The sequence below is a fragment of the Zhongshania aliphaticivorans genome (genome assembly GCF_001586255.1).
Taxonomy (GTDB): Bacteria; Pseudomonadota; Gammaproteobacteria; order Pseudomonadales; family Spongiibacteraceae; genus Spongiibacter; species Spongiibacter aliphaticivorans.
Genome location: NZ_CP014544.1, coordinates 3,132,501 through 3,155,120 on the forward strand (window position 1 = coordinate 3,132,501; position 22,620 = coordinate 3,155,120).

General features: G+C 47.3%; 20 protein-coding genes (1 of these 20 cut by a window edge). 7 read left to right on the plus strand and 13 right to left on the minus strand.

The window, feature by feature from the left end; all coding sequences use genetic code 11:
* Both pssA and ilvY read right to left on the minus strand, forming a co-directional pair.
* On the minus strand, window positions 1-453 hold the 5' portion of the coding sequence (pssA, locus tag AZF00_RS13885) for a CDP-diacylglycerol--serine O-phosphatidyltransferase (protein ID WP_008251335.1). 363 nt of this gene lie to the left of the window's left edge; 453 of the gene's 816 nt are visible here — the first part of the coding sequence; it begins with the start codon at window positions 451-453; the stop codon falls past the left edge of the window.
* 55 nt (window positions 454-508) lie between these two features.
* Window positions 509-1,411, minus strand: a complete 903-nt coding sequence (gene ilvY, locus AZF00_RS13890; protein ID WP_008251336.1) for an HTH-type transcriptional activator IlvY — start codon at window positions 1,409-1,411, stop codon at window positions 509-511.
* A gap of 223 nt (window positions 1,412-1,634) precedes the next feature.
* On the opposite strand from ilvY, the gene ilvC reads away from it, so the two are divergent.
* Both ilvC and AZF00_RS13900 read left to right on the plus strand, forming a co-directional pair.
* The gene (gene ilvC, locus AZF00_RS13895; protein ID WP_008251337.1) at window positions 1,635-3,110 is read left to right on the plus strand and encodes a ketol-acid reductoisomerase; all 1,476 of its coding nucleotides are present in this window, start codon (window positions 1,635-1,637) and stop codon (window positions 3,108-3,110) included.
* A gap of 176 nt (window positions 3,111-3,286) precedes the next feature.
* Window positions 3,287-4,066: an RMD1 family protein gene (locus AZF00_RS13900; RefSeq protein ID WP_008251338.1), complete on the plus strand. Its 780-nt coding sequence runs from the start codon at window positions 3,287-3,289 to the stop codon at window positions 4,064-4,066.
* 7 nt (window positions 4,067-4,073) lie between these two features.
* Here AZF00_RS13900 and AZF00_RS13905 read toward each other — a convergent pair whose 3' ends face one another.
* Window positions 4,074-4,967 carry a fatty acid desaturase family protein gene (locus AZF00_RS13905; RefSeq protein ID WP_335338870.1) on the minus strand — a complete coding sequence of 298 codons (894 nt, stop codon included), beginning with the start codon at window positions 4,965-4,967 and terminating at the stop codon, window positions 4,074-4,076.
* A 132-nt stretch (window positions 4,968-5,099) separates the two neighbouring features.
* On the opposite strand from AZF00_RS13905, the gene AZF00_RS13910 reads away from it, so the two are divergent.
* The gene (locus AZF00_RS13910; RefSeq protein ID WP_008251341.1) at window positions 5,100-6,119 is read left to right on the plus strand and encodes an AraC family transcriptional regulator; all 1,020 of its coding nucleotides are present in this window, start codon (window positions 5,100-5,102) and stop codon (window positions 6,117-6,119) included.
* Window positions 6,120-6,221: 102 nt separating this feature from the next.
* Here the strand turns inward: AZF00_RS13910 and AZF00_RS13915 are convergent, their stop codons facing one another.
* From AZF00_RS13915 to AZF00_RS13935, 6 genes are all read right to left on the minus strand, one after another.
* Window positions 6,222-7,373 (minus strand): IS4 family transposase, encoded by a 1,152-nt coding sequence (locus tag AZF00_RS13915; RefSeq protein WP_062383042.1) that lies wholly within the window; start codon window positions 7,371-7,373, stop codon window positions 6,222-6,224.
* Between the two features lie 85 nt (window positions 7,374-7,458).
* Window positions 7,459-7,899, minus strand: a complete 441-nt coding sequence (locus AZF00_RS19485; RefSeq protein ID WP_062384088.1) for an alpha/beta fold hydrolase — start codon at window positions 7,897-7,899, stop codon at window positions 7,459-7,461.
* Between the two features lie 13 nt (window positions 7,900-7,912).
* Entirely contained in the window at window positions 7,913-8,272 is a 360-nt protein-coding gene (locus AZF00_RS19810) for an alpha/beta fold hydrolase (RefSeq protein WP_197465660.1), read from the minus strand.
* 445 nt (window positions 8,273-8,717) lie between these two features.
* Window positions 8,718-10,097, minus strand: coding sequence for a cytochrome P450 (locus AZF00_RS13925; RefSeq protein ID WP_008251345.1), 1,380 nt, complete (start codon window positions 10,095-10,097; stop codon window positions 8,718-8,720).
* A gap of 50 nt (window positions 10,098-10,147) precedes the next feature.
* Window positions 10,148-10,468: a 2Fe-2S iron-sulfur cluster-binding protein gene (locus tag AZF00_RS13930; protein ID WP_008251347.1), complete on the minus strand. Its 321-nt coding sequence runs from the start codon at window positions 10,466-10,468 to the stop codon at window positions 10,148-10,150.
* A 150-nt stretch (window positions 10,469-10,618) separates the two neighbouring features.
* Window positions 10,619-13,066: a TonB-dependent receptor gene (locus tag AZF00_RS13935; protein ID WP_008251348.1), complete on the minus strand. Its 2,448-nt coding sequence runs from the start codon at window positions 13,064-13,066 to the stop codon at window positions 10,619-10,621.
* 353 nt (window positions 13,067-13,419) lie between these two features.
* On the opposite strand from AZF00_RS13935, the gene AZF00_RS13940 reads away from it, so the two are divergent.
* The 4 genes from AZF00_RS13940 (at window position 13,420) to AZF00_RS13955 (ending at window position 17,978) form a co-directional block, all read left to right on the plus strand.
* Window positions 13,420-14,940, plus strand: coding sequence for an aldehyde dehydrogenase family protein (locus AZF00_RS13940; RefSeq protein WP_008251352.1), 1,521 nt, complete (start codon window positions 13,420-13,422; stop codon window positions 14,938-14,940).
* A 48-nt stretch (window positions 14,941-14,988) separates the two neighbouring features.
* Complete coding sequence (locus AZF00_RS13945) at window positions 14,989-16,179, plus strand: iron-containing alcohol dehydrogenase (protein WP_008251353.1); 1,191 nt, start codon at window positions 14,989-14,991, stop codon at window positions 16,177-16,179.
* Between the two features lie 99 nt (window positions 16,180-16,278).
* Window positions 16,279-16,704 carry a hypothetical protein gene (locus AZF00_RS13950; protein WP_008251354.1) on the plus strand — a complete coding sequence of 142 codons (426 nt, stop codon included), beginning with the start codon at window positions 16,279-16,281 and terminating at the stop codon, window positions 16,702-16,704.
* A gap of 254 nt (window positions 16,705-16,958) precedes the next feature.
* Window positions 16,959-17,978: an AraC family transcriptional regulator gene (locus tag AZF00_RS13955; RefSeq protein WP_008251355.1), complete on the plus strand. Its 1,020-nt coding sequence runs from the start codon at window positions 16,959-16,961 to the stop codon at window positions 17,976-17,978.
* Between the two features lie 14 nt (window positions 17,979-17,992).
* On the opposite strand, the gene AZF00_RS13960 is transcribed toward AZF00_RS13955, so the two are convergent.
* The 4 genes from AZF00_RS13960 to AZF00_RS13975 all read right to left on the minus strand — a co-directional run bounded on the left by AZF00_RS13960 (window position 17,993) and on the right by AZF00_RS13975 (window position 22,616).
* Entirely contained in the window at window positions 17,993-18,391 is a 399-nt protein-coding gene (locus AZF00_RS13960; protein ID WP_008251356.1) for a PaaI family thioesterase, read from the minus strand.
* Window positions 18,384-18,908: a PaaI family thioesterase gene (locus AZF00_RS13965; protein WP_008251357.1), complete on the minus strand. Its 525-nt coding sequence runs from the start codon at window positions 18,906-18,908 to the stop codon at window positions 18,384-18,386. The genes AZF00_RS13960 and AZF00_RS13965 overlap by 8 nt, the downstream gene beginning before the upstream one ends.
* 225 nt (window positions 18,909-19,133) lie before the next feature.
* The gene (locus tag AZF00_RS13970) at window positions 19,134-20,480 is read right to left on the minus strand and encodes a phage head spike fiber domain-containing protein (protein WP_008251358.1); all 1,347 of its coding nucleotides are present in this window, start codon (window positions 20,478-20,480) and stop codon (window positions 19,134-19,136) included.
* A gap of 429 nt (window positions 20,481-20,909) precedes the next feature.
* Window positions 20,910-22,616 (minus strand): sodium:solute symporter family protein, encoded by a 1,707-nt coding sequence (locus AZF00_RS13975; RefSeq protein WP_008251359.1) that lies wholly within the window; start codon window positions 22,614-22,616, stop codon window positions 20,910-20,912.
* Between the last annotated feature and the right edge of the window lie 4 nt (window positions 22,617-22,620).

Consider the following 22,620-nt stretch of genomic DNA (forward strand, 5'->3'; position numbering starts at 1 on the left):
CGTATTAAAGCGCGCCAGACGTAAAGCCGCGCAGGCCACATAGATAAAGGCCACAGCCCAACCGAATTTACCTAAATCGACCAGCGCCCAGCTAAACACCACCAACGCCGGCGCCACACCAAAGGACACCATATCAGACAGACTGTCGTATTCTGCGCCAAATTTACTTTGCGCGTTCATCAGTCGCGCGACCCGGCCATCCAAACCGTCAAATATCATGGCGGCAAAAATAGCGATAGCGGCATTTTCAAAATTGCCGTGCATGCCAGAGATGATCGCGAAGAACCCGGCAAACAGTGCCGCGGTGGTAAAAAGATTGGGCAGCAAGTAAATACCACGCTTACGCTCGGTCTTACCATTCACCGAGACCTCTTCCTCATGGTCGTCAATCAGCAGCAAGGCTTCCGTGTCAAACGGCGATTTCGGCTTGTCGTTGCCCTGTTGTTCTGTCATAGCATTCCCGATTAGTTAAATATGTCTATAAAAGAGGCATCATAAATTAAATGCGCTAACTGTACGATGACCTAGCGCAATCCCAAAACGCTTTGACCAGCGGATTGGACAATCGTTGCTGCAAGACCACCACCCCAATTTCCATCATTGGCAAAGCTGGCTCCACTGGAATCACCCGCACCCGCTCCCGTAAAAAGCTCGTTGCCAAAACCAGTTCTGGCACCACACCAATCCCCAGCCCGAGCGCCACAGTACTTACTATCGCCTCATGGCCGCTGACCTGAGCGTAAACACTGGGTTTAATTTGCATCTGCCGAAACCACTGCTCGATTAAAGTCCGCGCCACCCCGCGCTCCGGCAGTATAAAGGGCAGCGTCGCCAAGATCTGCGGCGACAACACCTCACCCGCCGCAGCGATCTGCTCATTTACCGCGCAGGGAATATTAGGCACTAACAAACGCAGTGGCGAGCGCGTTAACTCTTGATACTGCAAACGCGGCGACAACTGCTTTGGCTTGGCGGTAATACCCAGATCCTCGCCACCCTCGGCAATTCGCTCTATAGCATCTGCTTGGTCACCTGTATGCAGTTTCAATTCTATAGCAGGATACCGTTGCCGAAACACCTCAAGAATATTACTAAGCACACTATAAGAAGCCGTAACCGAACAAAATAAGCCCAACTCTCCCTGCAGGGCTTCACTGTGCACGTGCAGGCGCTGAATAATCGACTGCCAATTCACCACCGCCTGTTCAGCATAGCGCAGAAATTCTCGCCCTGCGGCGGTCAACTGTACGCGGCGATTATCGCGCTCAAATAAGGACACGCCAACCTGTTCCTCTAAACGCATCACCGAGCGGCTTACCGCCGAAGCACTAAGATGCATAGCGTCGCCGGTGCGGCCAAAGTGCAGGGATTGGCTGAGGTGGATGAAGGTTTGGAGTTCTTTGAGATTCATAGAAGCAAGTCTGACGTCGGATGTCGGGCGTCGGATGCAAAACCGACATGAGCAAGCCTGCGCGTCCGACGTCCGACACCAGACCTCCGACTAAATGCTAAAAACGCAACACTACATCAACTATATATCATTTTACGCAACAAACAAGCAGTGCTAAAGTGGCCGCCATTGTGGGATCGCACCTGCCCGCAGACCAATTTTACATACCTATTAGGAGAGAATCATGGGCCAGAATTACTTCAATAGCCTGCCGCTGCGTCTTCAGCTGCAAGAGCTCGGCAAATGCCGTTTTATGGATCGCAGTGAGTTCGCAGATGGCTGCGAATACCTGAAAGGCAAGAAAATTGTCATTATCGGTTGTGGTTCACAGGGTCTTAACCAGGGCTTGAACCTGCGCGACTCTGGCTTAGATGTGTCTTACACACTCCGCGCTGAAGCCATTGCCGAGAAGCGTCAAAGCTGGAAAAACGCGACTGAGAATGGTTTTGCCGTTGGCACTTACGAAGAACTGATCCCCACTGCTGACGTGGTGATGAACCTTACACCAGACAAGCAGCACACTCCTGTTGTTAACGCCGTTATGCCGTTAATGAAAGAAGGCGCTTGCTTAGATTACGCCCACGGCTTCAACTTGGTTGAAGAAGGCATGCAAATCCGTAAAGACATCACCGTTGTGATGATGTGCCCAAAATGCCCCGGCACTGAAGTGCGCGAAGAATATAAGCGCGGCTTTGGTGTACCAACACTGATCGCTGTTCACCGTGAAAACGATCCTAAAGGCGAAGGCATGGCAATTGCCAAGGCACTGGCCTCTGGTACTGGCGGCGACCGCGCCGGTGTTCTGGAATCTTCACCAATTGCTGAAGTTAAGTCTGACCTCATGGGCGAACAGACCATTCTTTGCGGCATGCTGCAAACTGGCGCCATTCTGTGCTTCGACAAAATGGTTGAGCAAGGCATCGACGCAGGCTACGCGTCTAAACTCATTCAGTACGGCTGGGAAACAGTAACAGAAGGCCTAAAGCACGGCGGCATCACCAATATGATGGACCGTCTTAGCAACCCTGCCAAAATCAAAGCCTTTGATTTGGCCGAAGAGCTGAAAGACATCATGCGCCCGCTGTACGAAAAGCACCAAGACGACATCATCAGCGGCCACTTCTCTAAGACCATGATGGAAGACTGGGCGAACGACGACAAAAACCTGCACGCTTGGCGCGCTGCCACCGCAGAAACAGCCTTTGAAAAGACCCCTGCCGGCGATGTTAAAATCAGCGAGCAAGAGTACTACGACCACGGTATTTTGCTGGTTGCTATGTGTAAAGCTGGTGTAGAACTCGCGTTTGAGTGCATGGTTGCTGCCGGTATGGAGCCAGAGTCTGCTTACTACGAGTCGCTGCACGAAACGCCACTGATCGCTAACACCATTGCCCGTCGCAAGCTGTATGAAATGAACGTGGTTATTTCAGACACCGCTGAATACGGCTGCTACCTGTTCGATCACGCTTGTCGTCCACTGCTAGCAGACTTCATGAGCAAGGTGTCTACCGACATCATCGGTAAAGGCCTGAACACCAAAGACCTCGGTGTAGACAACCAAGAGCTGATCACCGTTAACGCGGCGATTCGCAACCACCCAGTTGAAGTTGTTGGCCGCAGACTGCGCGGTTACATGACTGCAATGAAGAAAATCGTTTAAAAAACGCATTTTCAGCACAGCGAAGGGGCCTCACAAGGGCCCCTTTTTTTATGCCTAATTTTGTTCAAAAATCGACCAATAGATATTGCCTAACAAATAGACTGCGAATATGATGCGCGCCCAGTGGCATCCTGCCACTTTCCGACCGGCCGGCGCGCCCCGCACGAGGTGGCAATATGCCATTTTGCAATTCAACAATCAGCGTTATCAACCTAGGTGACGCATTCCAAATACCAGAGCTTGAAAGTGCCGCCCTTGCGCCCTATGAGTTCACCCGCTATCGCGACGCCTATCATGTACCCACCGTGTCTGGCGAAGCTTGGCTGTTTCAATACGGTATAGTGGTATTTTGGGCCGTGTCTGACGACGACCAACAGCTACTCATAAAACGCGTGACACCTTATATTCTGCTGGAATCAACCAAACGCGGCCGCGAGCTATTTCAGTTCACCTTGAACGCCGAGCAGCTCAGCGTTCGCGGCGACCAAATATCGCTACCTGGCGACGACCATCTGCTTAGACTGGCGGTATCTCACGCACTGGCACAATCTACCCAGCTGATCGTGTTTGAAACCATGGTCTTGGACAATATCAAAGCCACCGCGCATATACCGGCAACCTTGGCAGAAAAGGGTAAAATTCCCCTGCGGCGCAAAGAACTGGCCAAAATTCGCGGCCGCCTGTTCGCGGCCAAAAGCGATATTATTTTGCATTATGGCTTGCTCGATACCCCAGAGTTTTTCTGGGAGCATCCAAACCTAGAATCAACCTATATGCAGCTTGCTCGCTACCTCGACATTAAGCCGCGGGTTGACGTCTTATCCCAAAAGCTGGGCACCATACACGAGCTTTTAGAAATACTGGCCGACGAGCAAAACCACAGTCACAGTGCTTTTCTCGAATGGATCGTCATCCTGCTGATTGGCTTTGAAGTTGTGATGGCGGCGTTTCACTAAGCTAATACTAGGTCACTGGCGCCCGGCTCCAAATCCCTATGATTGGCGTACCATGCGCGCGGAGTATCGGCTCAATTTCGCGATGCAGCGCGTGATAGCGATAGAAGGGAACCCGAGGAAATAGGTGGTGAACTGAGTGAATATTTTGGCCTAACCAAAACCATTCCAACGGACGCATCCACGGGGGCATAATGAGGCTACTCGTATTCTGGTAGCGCTCAGTATTGTCATACGGATAATGCGGCCGATACGCAAACCAATAAGCCGTAAAGAGACCGCCAAAGAAATACCCCACCAAAACAACAATAGAGATGCCAGGCTGATCAATAAGCAAGATAGCAAGTAGACGCCACCCCAGCGAGAAACACAGTTCAGCACTGTAAACAACACGCTCTTTTAAATCGGCAGAGTGCCAATTATTTTCCGCGAAGAAACTATTCTGAGCATAGAAGAACTTTAGGGTCGTCAGCAACACACTAAAAGGCCCCTTACCCATCTCGCTAATCAAATAATCCGGGTCCTTTCCTTTAATGTTGGTATAACGGTGATGAGTAAAATGCTCGTGACGATGGGAGGCAAACGGAACACCGATAATGGGCGCAACCAGATAGCCACAAACATCGTTCACCCACCGCATCCTCGACCTACTACCATGAATATTTCCGTGGACAGCTTCGTGCAAGGGCGTATACGCCATATAGGTTAGGACACTAACAAGCGGTGTAGCCAACCAAACGGTTATCACATCATTTGCAAAAAGCACTATACATAGTACGAATAGACTACATACAAGAAATGTAAGCGCTATCGTCGGCCAAGCAACTTTACCCATATAACTTATCGCGGCACCTAAAGCCTTCTTATTTAAGTCCTTTAGCTCTTCCTGCATTGTCATTACCATGTAATAATTGAAAATTGAATTATTTAACAGTACTCAATGTACAGCGGCGCCTTTAAAAGTAACATGACACTTATGTCCTTTCGCGCGGTACTTATGGCCACAAATTAGCGCCACCCAACTCAGGCTTTTCACATGGGAAATACCCAGAGCACCCGTCGTCCCGTCGCTATAAGCAAAGTGATGATAAATTTTGCGAAAAATCACGGTGTAGATACGGAAACCTGCTTATTTGGGACCGACATTTCAGAGCACAGCCTTAACGACGGCGCGGTACTCATAGAGCGTGAACAGGAAATGCGGCTCATTGAAAACATCATGCTCGCACTACCCAATATACCCGCACTAGGCTTTAAAATTGGCCTTTGCTACAACATCGCCACTTTCGGGATTTGGGGTTTCTCATTGCGAACCTGTCGAACCCTCAGGGACGCCCTCAACACCGCACTGCGTTTTCTACCTTTAAGCACCGCTTATTGCGAGATTAACGCCTTTGAGGAAGGCGGCTATTTTGGTTTGCTCATGAACCCACAGTCCATACCCAGCCATCTCCGTGCTTTCTTGTTAGAACGAGATATGGCCGCCAGCATAATAATCATCAAGGAGCTTAGCCTAAATGAAATTCAGACTATGCAGACCGAATTTAATACCTTGGATACCACAAACTCAGCCTACATAGAGTCGGTCTGCGGGGTTAAACCACTTTATCAAAGCAGGCGCAACGCCATTCGCGTTCCTATTAAATATATTGATAAACTACAGCCTACTTACGATGCCAACCTAGCGAGACTATTAAGCGATCAATGCACAAGGCAATTGCGCCAGCGACAAACTGGCGGAATTCGCGATAGCGTTAGGAATCAAATTTTAGGCGACTTAGGGCTAATGGCATCGCTAGACGATGTTGCGTCGGCAATAAACTTATCTAGCCGCACACTCCGGCGCAGATTAGATCATGAAAACACTAGTTTTCGCGCTCTGGTAGAGGAGGAGCGAAAACAAATGGCGTTCCAACTTCTAGTAAGTAGCGACATGAAAATAGATGAATTGGCTGCGCATTTAGGCTACACCGACACAAGTAGTTTTACTCGAGCCTTTCGACGCTGGAGCGACTGCTCGCCGAGAGATTACCGACAGACCCAAAACGGTGGGTAAGTAGCAAAAAAGCCTACACTAAGAGCTGACTGTAACAACGTTATGCTCATCACCCTTTGTTAGGAAGCTTTTAACTATTTCCCATTGCTGTCCCATAAATATTCACATCAAGCATAGTTGCGGATGAATGTTGTTGTCGATTGGCTCCGGTGGATCACCTCTTAGCAAAGGCAGCAACTCTCTGCGCTCAAATAAATTGAGCTGCAAAAGGCGAATCATTTGCTGCAGGCTGCGATCAATTTGGCTACTGAACTTAATCCAAGCCAGCAGTAGATAGGCGCACATAGCAATCCAAATCTGGGTCATGACCGCGTTCTTGGACGTGCCGACAAAGGATTTGATTTTCAGGTTTTGCTTGATGCATTTGAAGAACAATTCAATTTTCCAGCGGGATTTGTAGATATCAGCAATGGTCTTGGCGGCAAGATGGAAGTTGTTGGTCAGAAACACATAGTGCTTGCCGGTTTCAGCATCACGGAAGCCGATCCGGCGCAAAGGAATTGGGCAAGTCTTTGCCTTTGCCCCGGTGATCAGTATGGTCTGATCACATGTCAGGCCTTTGGATTTAATGACCTCGCGGCGTTCGATAATACGGTACGTGGCATTACGTTTTTGTCGAGTAACGAAAAATATTCCTTTGTCATTCAGGGCCTTAAACCATGTGTAATCGGTATAGGCACGATCCATTACCACAATGCTATCAGCAGGGAATTCAAGGACGCGACCGACAGTGACATCGTGCTTTTTGCCATCGCTAATGCTGACAAAGCTGGGAAGTAGTCCGTCATGATCTAGGCCAATATGCACTTTTACTGCTCCTTTGGCACGACGGAATTTTGCCCAAGGGAACACGGAAAGACACAGGTCAATAGTTGTGGAATCGAGAGAATACAGTTTGTTCCCAAAGCGAAATCCATGTTTGGGCGCGACGCCTTGGCAGCGAGAAAGCAGTTTATGAAACAGCGCTTCGTAAAGCGTATAGGGCTGACTTTCATTCACGCGGGAAAGAGTGCTTCTCGACACATTACCGGTACCGAGGTGGTAAAGCCTGGCCGCTTGGGCAGACAGATTGCTGACGATATCGCGTAAGCTGGATCGGCCAGAAAATTGCGCCAAACTCAGCGCGACGAACTGAGACCAGCGCGACATTTTGCGCAGTTTTTGACCCTCGTGATGCTGTTTGGCGAGATTCTCAAATTCATGTCTCGATACGAGTTTTAACAATTGAGAAAATACCGTGTTATGATGTGCCAAGGCTTGAATCTCCCTGTTTTTACAGTGTTTGGTCGCACATCCATTGTAACAACTTGTTGGGATTCAAGCCCTTTTTATGTCAGATTTATGGGACAGCAATGACTATTTCCATAACCTTTCTCGGGTCTTCATGGTGCGGGACATGAGCTACTCCGTCCATAATAACGGCCAAAGAGTGTCCTGACACAGAGCCGGCAATGAAATTGGGAAACGCGACTGATCCGTATTCATCATTGTCTCCGTGAATTGCCAACACCGGACACTGCACCTCCTTTAGATGGCAAACCAGATTCCAACCTCTAAACTCAGGATCAAGCCAAGTTTCAGTCCACGCAGCCAAGACCCAGCGAGCTTTATTACCATGGTATTTGGTAAGTTTTTCCATATTGATCGGATTACGGAAGTACTGCTTCGCAGCTTCGATCCCGCTTATTGTTTGTTCTTCAATAAATGGCTGCGCAGACTCGGCAATAAGACTAGAGCAGAGCTTCGCTCGGGAGTGAATAGCAGCAACTGCTATCGCCATACCACCGCCGACACTATGACCAAATGGAACCACCGCCGACACTATGACCAAATGGAACCACCGCCTCCAAGCCTAGAGACGCACAAAGTGATGGGAAAACAATTTCCGCTTCTTCGTCAATGAATCTGCGCGACGGTCGTTCTAGGCGTTCGCTGGACCTGCCAAGCCCCAACCGGTCATAGGCGACAACTGTGCGACCAAGGCTAAGGGAAAGCTGAGCCGGGAACTCTCGCCACAGAGCTACGCAGCCTAACGAATCGTGCAACAGGACGATTGGAGGTGACAGTGACGGCTCTACTGGATGCCAAACCCGGACATAAATACTTCCACCCGGAACATCAACATATTTTTCTTCTGTTTTTCCGCGCCACATAAATTATACCGCCCCTATTAGCTTGAAGATGGCACGACAAGCATTGGGAAAATAGCATTCAGCGTTATCAAGGAAAAGTATCGCGATCATCCAGAATATCTCATTGTCGGTTAATGAACAAAATATCGCCTTCAAGGAAATTCTGCCGCAGACGTTTAACGCAATTGACGGCAACCTAGAAAGTCGGCGCTAGCTACAATTAAGAACATGAATAAACGAGGATAAGCACTACAAAATAGACGATTATTTAACTATATATGTACTATATACGTAAAATTATTTCATAAAAAGGCCCCCGAAGGGGCAAGGGCATCGTCAATTACTCAGCTATAAACGCCGAGAAAACCAGAATATTAATTCTAATAAATTTAATTTAAATACAGTACAAGGGAAAGCTAATACACATTGGCACCAAGCTCACCCGTATTACTAACACTACTCTAAACTACTTCGATGTAAGTTTAACCATCATCTTCGAATAGCCTTTTACAAAGTTAGACTGCACATACTCGGGCTCGCCAACTACTTCGATTTTATCGAATCTCGCTAACAATTCTTCCCACAGTATACGCAACTGCAACTCAGCAAGACGATTGCCCATACAGCGATGCACGCCAAAGCCAAAGGAAAGGTGGTTACGCGCGCCTTTACGATCCACGATAAACTCATCAGGCCGCTCAATCGCGCGCTCGTCTCTGTTGCCAGAGGCATACCACATTACGACCTTGTCACCCTTTTTGATGGTTTTGCCATTTAGCTCCACATCCTGCTTCGCGATACGACGCATATACGCCAGCGGCGTTTGCCAGCGGATAATTTCTGACACCATGTTCGGAATCAAGCTAGGATCGCTCTTCAGCTTAGCAAACTCGTCAGGGAAGCGATTCAAGGCAAGAACACCACCGGACATCGAGTTACGGGTGGTGTCATTACCACCAACAATTAAGAGAACTAAATTACCAAGGAACTCCATCGGCTTATTAATCAGATCCTTAGTATCTGGATTATTCTGTAACATACCGATCAGATCAAAACCTACTTCGCCACCAGCAGCAATCTTTTCCTCTTTAACGCGCCAAAGTTGAGAAAAATGCTTGGCCATATCCCTCATGCCCTCGAACAGCTCGTCGGTATTGGTCGAGCCGCCAGTCATCTCGGCACCGCCGCCAGCCAAATCTGACCAATAAACAAGTTTTCGACGCTCCTCGTAAGGGAAGTCCAGCAGTGTTGCTAGCATTCTGGCAGTCAGCTCGATAGAGACATCCTCTACCCAGTCAAACGGCGTATCTAGCGGCAGCTGATCTAGGACCTCTTGAGTACGACTGCGAATCAGACCCTCCATTTCTTTGAGATTCTTCGGTGCCACAACACCCTGCACAGCTTGACGCTGCACATCGTGCTTAGGTGGATCCATCGCGATAAACATCTCAAGTGCGAGCTCTTTCGGCGTAGCGCCAATAATGATAAACGGTTCGGCAGAAAAGAGGTCGTGATGTTTATCTACGTAGACAATGTCTTCATAGCGCGTAATTGACCAGAACGGACCGAATGGACTTTTTTTCTGATAATGAACGGGGCATTCATCGCGCAACCGCTTGAAATACGACTCCCAACGATTTTGCTTAAACAGAAATGGATTACTAACGTCAATATCGTCGATCGCCAGCGTTGACACTTCAGGAACAGGTGCTTCTACAAACTCCGGGAATTTAGTGTACATACCTAGCTTATTTTTAGCCTTGTACAGCATATGACCGGCTTTAATTTGTAAGTGCATCGGGACGCTTGCGGCGCCCTTTTCAGCAACCAAATCAACAATTTTCATAGTCTTTCCACCTTTTCGCATTATTCGTTGAGTATTATTCTTGTACTTTTTTACATCTGAAATTCAGGCAAGCGAGCAACCATGCCATCCATCCCGTCAGTGGTGATAATCTGGCAAGCAAGCCTGGAGGTTTCACTACGCTCGGGAGTCAGATCTAACATTTGTAATTCATCCTCGGTCGCGCCGCCGGTAATATTGACAGCACCACCTTCAATAATTACATGACAGGTACCGCAGGCGCACACGCCACCGCAATCAGCGTCAATACCTGGAATTCCATTATCCAAGGCAATTTGCATCAAGGACTTCCCAGCCTCAAAATCTACTATGTGTTCAGTGCCATTGTGCTCAATAAAAGTAATACTTCCCATAGCGTTCTCCTTCGTAAAGCTGTTTGGCCGCATTAACCACTTGTACCCCAACCTTGTCGCACAAGTAGAAAATGCCCCAAGCAATATTTACGACTTAAATTTTATTAAATAATGTGACCGTAAAATAATTATTTATAACGAAATTGCTCATTAAAATTTATAGGTCGCATCCACACCAAAGGTACGCGGCGGACCTGCCTGGAAATAGTCGAACCCAAACCCAGCCTGAAGATTGATCGCATAACCATCATACTCTTCGTCTGTAAGGTTTTTCGCCCAGATTGAAACCGAGTAATCTTCATTAATTCCTCGCCAGGTCATACGAGTATTCACCAATGCATAGGCATCTTGTTTGATATTTTCATATCCGCCTTTATCGTTATAAGCGCTATACCACTGCTTATCCTGATAATTAGCATTAACATTCCAACTGAGATAGCCGCGATCGCCATTGTAAAGCTCGTAATCAATTGAGATATTACCGCTGACTTTAGGAGCCGAAATCAGCTCATTACCAGCTAAGTCAACTTCGTCATCTGGGTTGTTAAGGGTTTGGGTGTCTGACAAGGTCAGCTCGGTATACTCGGTATCAAGATAGCCAAGCCCCATCATCAACATTAACTTTTCTGTAGCGGCAAACATAATCTCAGCTTCTAAGCCTGCAATAGTAGAGCCACCGGCATTTTCCAAAAAGTTGGATACACCAACAACGTTGATAAACTGCTGATCTTTATAATCGTATAAAAAGGCTGCGGCATTAACACGAGCACGCTGATCATAAAAATCAGATTTAAAACCTACTTCATAAGCATCTATGTACTCAGGTCTCGCATAGGCATCTTCGAAATCGCGCTCACGATAATAAACACCGCCATTAAAATTACCGGAACGGAAGCCCTTGCTATAACTTGCGTACATCATGAAGTCGTCATTGAAACGATAATCTAAACCAAGCTTACCGGTAAATTCTTGTTCCTTTGCCGACATTGGCGTCGAGGAGTCTGTGGTATACGGTCCGTGGGTATAACCAACCTCACCCGTTGCAACTAAATCCTCGACCGTTGTTTCTCCACTAAGTAAATTTTCTAGAAACACATCGATTTCAGCAATACCGGCATCGCCACCAAGGTTCAGCGGTACAAAGGGCTCGTCATATCGACTAGTATTACCAGGAACATATGTACCGCGCGGGCTACCATCGTAACCTTCTCTAGATATATTAAGGTAGGCAAGGTCAATTTCGTCGACGGTATAGCGAATACCAAAGTCGATTCCAAAGTCTGCGGTTACGTCAAAACGAAGCTGCGTATAAGCGGCGTAACTTGTTTTATCGGTGATCATTTTCTGGTCTAGCTGACCAAAATCAAGCAGGTATGGATAGAACCCGGTCGCACCGGGATACGTTACCGCAACCCGAACATCGGGCGGTGTGCCGTAAATTGCGTATTCATTATGCATATCCATTTCTTCTTCGGCGTAATATAAACCGCCAATGAAATTGAACATGCCGTCGTAATTACTCGAAATTCGCAAGTCCTGACTAAACGCCGTAGTGTCTACCGCCCAACGTATCTCAAGCAGCTCTTCGGGTGAGCCGTCAGTATTCTGCTGCTGAGCGTAGTCAGAAATGCTAATTGACGAGATACTTGTGAGGGTGTGGCTATCGCCAATAAACTCTAGTTTGTTTACCAACATATCCGAATTAACTATTAACGGACCGGTAAAGTTATCTTCAACCTCATGATGCCCGAGGTTTTGCGACGACGCCGAATAACCCGTGTTATCCATATAACCACTACTGTCGTCACCTTGGGCCAGAGAGCCCGTCACAATACCGCCTACGCCAAGTAAGCCATCACCACCATCAAGATTTCCACGTGGTTCGTTTCTCGATGCATTGGCTAGTGAATCATTTTGCCCATGGGTTAATTTAAGAACGTTATTTAAATTCTCAGATATCTGCCAATTTAGCGTTAAACGCAAGGCCTGAAAATCAATAGAGGATAAATTTGGACCGCCTAACCGATTCTCTGTATAACCACTATTTCGGGAGAAGGAATATGCAAGGCGAGCAGCCAAGGTCTCGTCAATTAGCGTTCCCTCGACACCTAAATCGCCCACTCGAGAATCATAATTTCCCGCGCCCAACTTAAGATTTACATGCGTTCCGTCATCAATCATTGGGGTTTTTGTTATGATGTTTATAGCTCCACCCGTAGTGTTTTTGCCGTATAGGGTGCCTTGGGGGCCGCGCAATACCTCAAGACGCTCAACATCAAAAAAGTTCATACCATGGGTATACACGGCGCCCATATACGACTCGTCGGAGTAGACACCAATTGGGCTAGCCTGATTAGAGCTGTAGTCAGACATACTGACTCCGCGAATAGCGAAGATCGGTTGTACTTCACCAAAAGGCCCGCTAACCTGCATATTCGGTACTTGTGCAGAAATATCATTTGCACTCGCGAAACCGAATTTTTCTAACGAATCAGAAGTCATACCGGTAATCGCAACAGGAGTATCCTGCGTACTCTCCGAGCGCTTCTGCCCCGTAACAATCACTTCCTCGAGCATTGGCGCGGCCAACGAAGTCATTGGTATATAACTTAGACTAGCTAAAGATGCACCTAACGTGATCTTTTTTAAGTAACTCTGAGATATGCGCATTTAATTATTATCCCCTCTAACACTATCGATTAAGTGCACATAATCCACCAAAAGCAATCTCACGTCTTTTCCGATGCGGACAACTTTTTGGCAAATTAGGACAGCCGCATTGGCAATGCTCAAATGACAAAAAAACGTCCTAAAAAGCCAATACCAATCAACACTAAACATCAATAATCAGTTCAAACAAATAAACAAATAAACAAATAAACAAATAAACAAATAAATAAATAAATAAATAAAACATTTATATCCATACAGACCAACATCAAGGACATTAAATGAACAACGCCCATGAATTACCGCTTTATCATCACATCATTAACGGCGATATAGTAAAGCCAAACTCTGGTCACTATATTGACGTGCATTGTCCTGCCACAGGCAATCTAATAGCGAAAACCGCCGATGGCGATGCGACCGATGTAGACCTCGCGGTAAACGCAGCCAGCCGTGCATTGAAAAGTACAGATTGGCGCAATATTAGCGTAACCGCGCGTTCCAAATTGCTGTATCAAATCGGTAACACGGTATTAGCGAATGCCCAAGAGCTAGCTATTCTAGAGGTTCAAGCCTCCGGCGGAACGATCAAGCGGGTAATGGGACTAGATATCTTGGCCATCGCCGATTTATTTTTCACTCTTGCCGAGTCCATCAAAAACTACCCATTTATCGAAAACCTTTCACCAAAGATTTTGCCAGAACAAGTTCACACCATGGTCGTCAAAGAACCTGTTGGCGTCTGCGGCATTATTACCGCGTGGAACTTTCCGCTTCTTTTACTTTCTTGGAAAATAGCCCCAGCCTTAGCTGCAGGTAACACCGTGGTCGTAAAAGCATCAGAATTAACGCCAACATCGACATTTCGCTTAATTGAGCTAATTAATCAATTTTTACCGGCTGGTGTATTGAATCTAGTAAGTGGTACGGGGGTAAAAGTGGGTGACGCCCTAGTCAAACACCCCAAAGTAAATAAAATATCTTTTACAGGTTCCACTCAAACAGGTAGAAATATTCAAGTTGCTGCAGCTGCCACGCTAAAGCGAGTCACGCTAGAGCTCGGTGGCAAAGGCGCGGCTATCGTAATGCCTGACGCCAATATCGACTTGGTCGCGCATGGCGCACTGTTCGGCATCATGATGAACTCTGGGCAGGCTTGTGAATCAGCTAGTCGATTAATTGTCCATGTCGATATCCACGATGAACTCATCGCCAAAATGAAGACCTTGGCAGAAAAAATAGTCGTAGGTAATCCACTCGATCCTGCAACTGGCATGGGCCCTATTGTTTCGGAGCAGCAGTTTAATCGGATTGAGGCCTATCTTAAATCGGCTCAAGAGCAAGGCGCCCACATCGTTACCGGAGGAAAACGCAAGATTGTGTCAGGCTTCGAAAATGGCTATTTCCTCGAACCGACTATTATCACCAATTGCCAGAATGATATGAAACACACCTGCGAAGAAATATTCGGCCCAGTTGTGTCTATTATAAAATTTACCGAGCTAGACGAAGCCATAAACATCGTAAACGATTCAATATACGGACTGTCGGCCGGCATCTGGACCGAGGACATCATTGGCGCCCAAGCCGTTGCTCGCCAACTCGAAGCTGGCTCAGTTTGGATAAATGACTGGCACATGATGCGTACAGACGCACCCTTTGGCGGAATGAAGCAAAGCGGCTATGGTCGGGAGATGAGTCATAACAGCCTAAACTCGTATACAGAATTGAAATCGATTTCGACAGCGTTTGAACGCGACCCAAGTAAAAAATCAACTTACCACTTGGTCCATACGTTTTAAGGTTCGCGACCCAGCTAATTGAACGCTAATTATTAATAGGATACCAGCATGTCTAGCTCACATTACTATCAGTACAATATGCGCAGCACGATTCATTGCGCCGCAGGCTCAGTTATTCGCATACCCGCGCTATTTGAAGGCATGGGTGCCAAAAGAGTGGTGCTATTTAGCGATATTGGTCTCGAACAGGCCGGCATCGTAGACCAAATAAAGGCAGTATTCGCCAGCTGCTCTAGCAATAAAGCCGTGCTAGTAGGCGTTTATACCGGCATAAGCCAAGACGCAGCCTGCCAATCCGTAAACGCTGCAACTGCTTATGCTAGGTCCGTGGCGGCCGATGCCATTCTGGCAGTGGGTGGCGGCAGTGTTCTAGATGCCTCAAAAGGTGTCAAATACTCCCTTCAACACGGGGCAACAGATATCGCCGACTTACTTCAGAGTGGGATTAAAATTGATGCCTGGCCAAGCTGCCAGCACTCGGGGATCCCTCATATCGGCGTACCTACCACTGCTGGCACAGGAGCAGAGGTTTCACCAGTAGCGGTGTTCTACAATGAAGCCTTAGGTATTAAAACCAACCTTGTCGCGCCTTTTCTAGAGCCCGACATGGCGGTACTAGACGGGAATCTGTGCTTAGGACTACCGGACTTCCTCACCGCTGCAACAGGAATGGATGCTCTAACACACGCACTGGAGGCTGTCGCCTCGCCAACTGCGAATGCCATGACGGACGCTCACGCATTTCATGCCGCACAAATGATTGTCGAAAATTTGCCCAAGGTGATCGATAATGGCAAGGACGTTGTCGCGCGCTCAAATATGTTACAAGCGAGCAGCCTAGCAATCGACGCCTTCGGCGGTAGCCTAAACGCAATCCCCATTCACAACTGCGCCCACGCATTCGGCGGCATGTTCCACATCCCCCACGGCGACGCCAATGCCGCGCTCCTTCCCGTCGTGATGGAAGCATGCCCTGAATTTTATGCAGGCAAAGGGCAGCGGCTCGCCAAAGCACTCAATCTTTCTCAAAATGGTAGTGACCAAGAACTATTGGGCAATTGCATTAAATTCTTAATAGACTTCCAACAGCGCATAGGCTGTACAACCAACTTTAAACGCTGGGAGGTCAACCAAGATAAGCAAGATGCTATTTACCATGCGATTGCATCTGACCCTGCCGCAATGTTTTACAATATACCCCCTGCAGCGATGGCTAAAATTGTTCAAGCGGTATGCTGAGAGGAGCGAATTAAAGCAGCGTAATACTGGATGTATTAGCTTACTCAAAGAGCATGGACGCTCGTATAACCCCGTCACTTTTATATACCGGAGAAAATAATGTTAAAAAAACTACTTCCGTACTCAACTTTAACCGCAGCATTAATGACTGGCCCATCACTTGTCAACGCCCAAAGCTTAGGTCCGCTTCAGGGTATTACCGACACATTGGGGAGCCTAAGCGGGGGATTAGTGGTGACGCTAGTTGACCCACTCCAAGCAACCACCGCAGCCATTGGGTTAAATTCGTCACCGCTATTCAATATACTGCCAAATAATCCATTACTAATCACTTATGATGTTCTATTAAAAGGGCCGGAAAATACTACCGTTATCAGCGATCTACTACAGGGCAACCTAATCATAAATAACGTTCTCTCCGGATTACCTGGTGGCGATGTAATACAGGCGACTTACAGTGAAAATTTAAAGCCATTTATTCCAACCCTTCCCCTAATCGATGGGCTGATTAATTCACAACTTTAAAACACCTTTCACCGCTCGCCCTTAAATGCGGGCGAGTGTTCCCGCGCTATATTTAGTTCGTCATACAGTAGCCCCCCGAAACCAATATAAACAAACAGCACCAAAGCAGCCGTGCAGACAATGGGTAGCTCCCCCGCCTACACCGAAGTGCCACTCATTCCCTGAGTAGGAAACTCTGCATATTCTTGCTATGCTCCGAGCAGATCAAAAACGTACCCACAACGATAACAATACCTATATACCTGTGAGACTCAATGACTGCACGCGTACGGGCCAGCTGCCTAAATAATTTTGTATCCCTAATTGAGGAGCTACAAGGTAATGCTGAGGATTTATGCCTCAAAGCAGGTATAGATTACAGTCAACTAGATCAGGAAGACTATTTTTTCCCATATCAAAGCTTTATCGACCTACTTGAGTTAAGTGCCACAAGCCTAAATCTACCCAATATTGGCTTACAACTTGCTATGCGACAGGATCACTCTATTCTTGGTCCAGTTGCTTTTTTAGCACTATCTGCGCACGATGTCAGGTCAGCATTAACAAGTGTAGGAAAATTTCTGTACCATTTCACCCCCGCCATTTCACTCACATTGAGAGAGAGTGAGGACCAACCAAGCCATGTCTGCTTAGATCTCATTAATGTCAACGCCAATCACAGTCGACAGGCAGTTGAGCACGCTGTCGCTTGCACGCTTCACATTATTCACTTGCTTACCGAAGGAAAATTTAAGGCGCGGGCCGTTCATTTCCGTCATTCAAAAATCGGTCCAGAAAGGCATTATCAAAGCGCGTTCAATTGCCCAACGGTATTTAATCAAAAATATGATTCAATAGAGCTCGACACCGACTTTTTAGATATCGAATTGAGCTCCCACAACCCTCAGCTTCACGGTTTGGTATCCAGCTATCTCTCTATGGTAGAAATAGATTCCAATTCCACAAGTAAACCGAATTTATCGACCAGCAAGCAAGCTCGTCATTTAATTCAAAAACTGCTACCGACCGGCCAACTGTCACGCCCGGTAATTGCAGAAAACATGAAGCTTCATGAACGTGCGCTGCACCGGAAATTGCAATCAGAGGGATACACCTTTGAAGCACTTGTTGACGAAGTTAGAATTACCGAAGCTAAAAAACTTCTTGCGCACGACGCCATACCCATGTCACAAATAGCGGGTTTATTGGGGTACAACGAACAAAGCTCATTTAATAGAGCGTTTAAACGCTGGTTTAATATGACGCCAAAACAATATTTGCAAAGCAAACCTTAGGCTAAATTAAAGTTTCACTCTTTAACCAAAAACTGCGCCCTAGCCATTGCTATAGGCGCAGCTTCATCTTCCTGCCACGCACTTATACTCACGTTAATCATTCGCCTACCGAGATAGATCAACTTGCAGCGCGAATGTGTAGCCACATACTTGCCTGCACGCACATAGTCCACCGCGAAATCGACCACCTTGGGAAATTTTTCACTGTTGCTATGCCGCAAGACATACATCATTGCCGACAACTCCATAAAACCAGCAATTGCCCCACCATGTAACGCTGGCAGTGTCGGGTTGCCGATATTGCTCTTTTTGGTCGGTAACAAAAAGCAATCGTTCTCCCCTCCCACTTGTATACCAAGCGTTTGCGCATAAGGAACTCGGTTAATAAGTTGATGCAATTCCAAATCATTCATTGTCGCTACCACGGGACTTCTGCCCTGATTGTTTCAATTTTTGCGCTGCACGAAACTCACGACGCATATCGGTAAACAACGCGAGCTCCATTCGGAAGAAATTACCAACAGCGGCTGCAATTGCCTGACCAGCATCCCCGTGGTGAGCAATGGCTCTGGTGAAAATTACACTTTCAGATACGCGATACACCTCAGCGTCGGCATATACCGTAAGGCTTGGCGTCGCAGCGCGCATATAATCAATACGCAAATCGATAGTCGGCACCATGGCCAAATCATCTAATGCGGTCGCCGCAGCAAAGCCACAACAGCTATCCAACAAAGCGGTGATTGCTCCACCGTGAATAACCCCAGTGTCTGGGTCGCCAATCAGCGCGTCGCTGTATGGCATCGACATGCCAACTCGGTGCAACTCAACATATTCTGAACGAATTCCTAATGTCGTAAAATGATCACCGTCATTCGCTTTCAGCACAGTATTAACAAAGCGATGTAGCTCTTCTAAATCCAATGCCATTACTTACCTCGATATAACTCAGTTACGCATCATAAAACGCTAATCGTCCTCATATTAACCAGCTCACCTACAAAAAGGTAGGATTCCGCGCAACCCACACAAAAAAAACCGCCACCAAAATCGGCAGCGTTTAAATAGGCCTAGGTATTTTTTAGTGGCCTGCGGCTAAACCCGAAGGCTAAAACGCCTTGCAGGAAAAGCTTCGCCCAAGTTACGTGTTGGCGGCTAGCGCCGCATCGTACGATAAGCCTCGTAATGATGAACTGCGAAGCCATTGTAGCTTCGATTATTAGCAGGCAATTGGCTGTGTACTCTTTGTAATACATATTCCATATTTGCGCTCCCCTCTTCACAAAAGGTAATCAACGTTGGGGGAATACACATGGTCTCAACGCCAAGCACTACCTGCTTATTTTGTGTTGATGCATAGCGCAACTCCTCATCAGCATCATTAATAATCCGCTGCTCGGTGTCACGATAATCCATCAGCGCTACCCGATCAGTCGCGTCAATAAACCACTGGTGCAATGGTCTAGAAGCCCCGTAACGACTCACCGCAAAGCTATCCCACCACACTGGCATATCGGCAACCAGTGGCAAGCCAACGACTGCCGCACGACTGCGCGCCTCGGCCAGCAAGTCTAATAATTGATTAGCGACCCAGTCGCGCTGATCTTGCCACTGTGAAACCAAGTGCGCTTCTATGTCTAGGTGAATCGCCGTCGGTCGTGCATCTGGGTAGCGGCGACTGTATTCAACCGCCTGATCGACCAAACTCAACAGCTCGTGGTGATGGTCACGCAGCGCCCATTCCGGCTTGCCAAACATAAGCTCAACGGCAATACCCCGGGACTGAAAAGTTCGAATAAACTCCGAGAGCATATAATGATTATTGAGGACGGGTATTCTGGCGTCGATATAGGCGGTATTCAGCCCCTTATTAAGCATAAAGCTCAGTAATTCAGTGCGTTTTTCTATGTCTAGCACTGGATCAGCCCGCCAAACCCACAGCCCTTTTTGCGGTATTATCGCACTGGGGCTAGCGCCACTCGCCGGTCTATCACTAATATCTGGTGCAGAAAAATACACTCTATCCAAATTCGTTTGCCCGCTAAAATACGGACTGCCATTTTGCCCTGCAATACCTAAGTGCACGCTGGTGACATTTTCGGCGTTATAGCCAATGCTAATACGATACCAACCGTCACCAATCGGCATCACTTCGGGATTATGTTCTGCACTCGCCTGTCCAATATTGCCACTTAGCAAATCAAAATAACTACGGTGAATCACACCGCTTTTTCGGGTAGCCAAATACACCCAGCGGCGACCAGTATCTTTAAAGTAAGCAGACAACACTTTGCTACCGCCACGCTGATCTGGTGCAATATCCTGAACCCTATCATGTGCACCGCTATTATAGGCGCGCAGGGAGTAATATCGGCCAATAGGGCCGTCGTCTCCCGCGACAACAGACTCAATCTGAAAGGATTTCAAATTATTGAGCGGCGCCGCCAAGAGCATGCTAGGCGACAGAAAAATCAGAACAAACAATAACGCTTGTTTAAACATTGTGTCACGGACCTCGATTCAAATACATGTCTGCGTTGCCCATTATTTTTCACTCAAACGCATAACAGTAAATTGCAATGTCGAGAACATGAAATTTGAGAATCAACAAGACGGAGAAGTTTATTTACATATGATTCCGCAGCTCCATCTGCAATGCGTGAAACACTAAGGCCTAGAAACTAATCGATCAAGTGCTAATTTAATTTTTTTATTATAATTAATAAAAAATATTTATTTTTATTAATAACTGTTACCTAACGGCGACACTATTAGGCCAGCAGAGACCGACACAGCTAAGTAAATGCCAGTTTAACGACAACGTATTAAAAAATTTCAACAACCATTCAGTATTTAAAAAATTAAGTTTTCAATCCATAAAAAAGCCGCTAACAAAAATTGCTAGCGGCTTTGGCGTCTTACTCAAATAACTTAATGAACCTGAGCTTCACCCGATCCCTGTGGGTAGCGAATACTCTCTACCATATCCTGCACGTCTTGTGGAGGTGCTGGCGTAAAGTGACAAACCACACCGGCAACCACAAAGTTCACCAGCATGCCCAGGGTGCCAATGCCTTCTGGTGACACACCAAACCACCAGTTGGCAGGCACGCTTGCCGCAGGGTTGATAAATTTGAAGTACACGATATATGTAGCGGTAAACACAATGCCACTAACCATGCCTGAAATTGCGCCGTATTTATTCATGCGCTTATAGAAGATGCCAAGGATAATCGCCGGGAAGAAACTCGATGCCGCCAAACCAAAGGCAAAGGCCACCACCTGCGCCACAAAGCCCGGCGGATTAATGCCTAAATACCCAGCGATGCACACTGCAACGGCTGCAGCCCCACGAGCGTAGCGTAGCTCTAACTTATCCGAGATATTCGGCATTAAATTACGCTTCAGCAAATCGTGAGAGATCGACGTTGATATAACCAGTAGCAAGCCTGCCGAAGTAGACAGCGCTGCGGCTACACCACCCGCTGCAACAAGGGCAATAACCCAGGCTGGCAGATTGGCAATTTCAGGATTGGCCAAGACCATAATGTCGCGATCTATGTGCATTTCATTGCGCTCGTCACCTGAGTAGAACATACGACCATCGTCGTTTTTATCTTCCCAGCCAATCAAGCCAGTTTGTTCCCAGTTGGTTACCCACGTCGGCGCTTTGCTGTACTCAGTACCCTGACTATCAGCGCCGTTGATGGTATTGATCATATTCAGGCGAGCAAAACCAGCAACCGCAGGTGCAGTGGTATACAGAACCGCGATAAAAATCAGCGCCCAGCCCGCAGATTTACGTGCGTCTTTTACCTTAGGAACCGTGAAGAAACGCACAATTACATGGGGCAAGCCCGCCGTGCCAACCATTAAGGCAGCAGTAATAAACAAGACATCCATCGTCGACTTAGTGCCACTGGTATAGGCGGCAAAACCGAGCTCCGCCGACAAGCCATCGAGCTTATCAAGCAAACTTATCCCCGAGCCGTCTGCCAAGGTTGCACCAAAGCCGAATTGGGGAATCACATGCCCAGTGATCATGATCGAGATAAAGATCGCGGGCACTAAATAAGCCATCATTAGTACGCAGTACTGAGCAACCTGTGTATAGGTGATACCCTTCATGCCGCCCAATACGGCGTAGAAGAATACAATGGCCATACCCAATATCACCCCGGTGGTAATATCTACCTCCAGAAAGCGACTGAACACGACCCCGACCCCTCGCATTTGCCCAGCCACATAGGTGAAGGACACAAAAATCGCGCAGACCACAGCCACAGTTCGCGCCGTTTGCGAGTAGTAGCGGTCACCAATAAAGTCCGGCACGGTAAATTTGCCAAACTTACGCAAGTAAGGCGCCAAGCAGAGCGCTAGCAAAACATAGCCCCCAGTCCAGCCCATTAAATAGACTGCGCCGTCGTAGCCCATAAAGGAAATAAGACCGGCCATTGAGATAAACGAGGCCGCACTCATCCAGTCTGCTGCCGTCGCCATGCCGTTAACAACGGGGTGAACACCGCCCCCGGCCACGTAAAATTCTTTGGTGGTACCGGCCCGACAGTAAATCGCTATGGCGATATACAATACAAAACTCAAACCAACAATTAAAAACGTCCAGATTCTAATATCCATCATT

Excerpts from the sequence above, each read along its gene's own strand:
- AZF00_RS13910 (WP_008251341.1), top strand. The coding sequence starts at position 5,100 with ATGGGAAATACCCAGAGCACCCGTCGTCCCGTCGCTATAAGCAAAGTG.
- AZF00_RS13960 (WP_008251356.1), bottom strand. The coding sequence starts at position 18,391 with ATGAATGATTTGGAATTGCATCAACTTATTAACCGAGTTCCTTATGCG.
- ilvC (WP_008251337.1), top strand. The coding sequence starts at position 1,635 with ATGGGCCAGAATTACTTCAATAGCCTGCCGCTGCGTCTTCAGCTGCAA.
- AZF00_RS13940 (WP_008251352.1), top strand. The coding sequence starts at position 13,420 with ATGAACAACGCCCATGAATTACCGCTTTATCATCACATCATTAACGGC.
- AZF00_RS13935 (WP_008251348.1), bottom strand. The coding sequence starts at position 13,066 with ATGACTTCGTTGGCCGCGCCAATGCTCGAGGAAGTGATTGTTACGGGG.
- AZF00_RS13950 (WP_008251354.1), top strand. The coding sequence starts at position 16,279 with ATGTTAAAAAAACTACTTCCGTACTCAACTTTAACCGCAGCATTAATG.
- AZF00_RS13975 (WP_008251359.1), bottom strand. The coding sequence starts at position 22,616 with ATGGATATTAGAATCTGGACGTTTTTAATTGTTGGTTTGAGTTTTGTA.
- AZF00_RS13945 (WP_008251353.1), top strand. The coding sequence starts at position 14,989 with ATGTCTAGCTCACATTACTATCAGTACAATATGCGCAGCACGATTCAT.
- AZF00_RS19810 (WP_197465660.1), bottom strand. The coding sequence starts at position 8,272 with ATGTGGCGCGGAAAAACAGAAGAAAAATATGTTGATGTTCCGGGTGGA.
- AZF00_RS13930 (WP_008251347.1), bottom strand. The coding sequence starts at position 10,468 with ATGGGAAGTATTACTTTTATTGAGCACAATGGCACTGAACACATAGTA.
- AZF00_RS19485 (WP_062384088.1), bottom strand. The coding sequence starts at position 7,899 with ATGGCGATAGCAGTTGCTGCTATTCACTCCCGAGCGAAGCTCTGCTCT.
- ilvY (WP_008251336.1), bottom strand. The coding sequence starts at position 1,411 with ATGAATCTCAAAGAACTCCAAACCTTCATCCACCTCAGCCAATCCCTG.
- AZF00_RS13970 (WP_008251358.1), bottom strand. The coding sequence starts at position 20,480 with ATGTTTAAACAAGCGTTATTGTTTGTTCTGATTTTTCTGTCGCCTAGC.
- AZF00_RS13955 (WP_008251355.1), top strand. The coding sequence starts at position 16,959 with ATGACTGCACGCGTACGGGCCAGCTGCCTAAATAATTTTGTATCCCTA.
- AZF00_RS13925 (WP_008251345.1), bottom strand. The coding sequence starts at position 10,097 with ATGAAAATTGTTGATTTGGTTGCTGAAAAGGGCGCCGCAAGCGTCCCG.
- AZF00_RS13900 (WP_008251338.1), top strand. The coding sequence starts at position 3,287 with ATGCCATTTTGCAATTCAACAATCAGCGTTATCAACCTAGGTGACGCA.
- AZF00_RS13905 (WP_335338870.1), bottom strand. The coding sequence starts at position 4,967 with ATGGTAATGACAATGCAGGAAGAGCTAAAGGACTTAAATAAGAAGGCT.
- AZF00_RS13965 (WP_008251357.1), bottom strand. The coding sequence starts at position 18,908 with ATGGCATTGGATTTAGAAGAGCTACATCGCTTTGTTAATACTGTGCTG.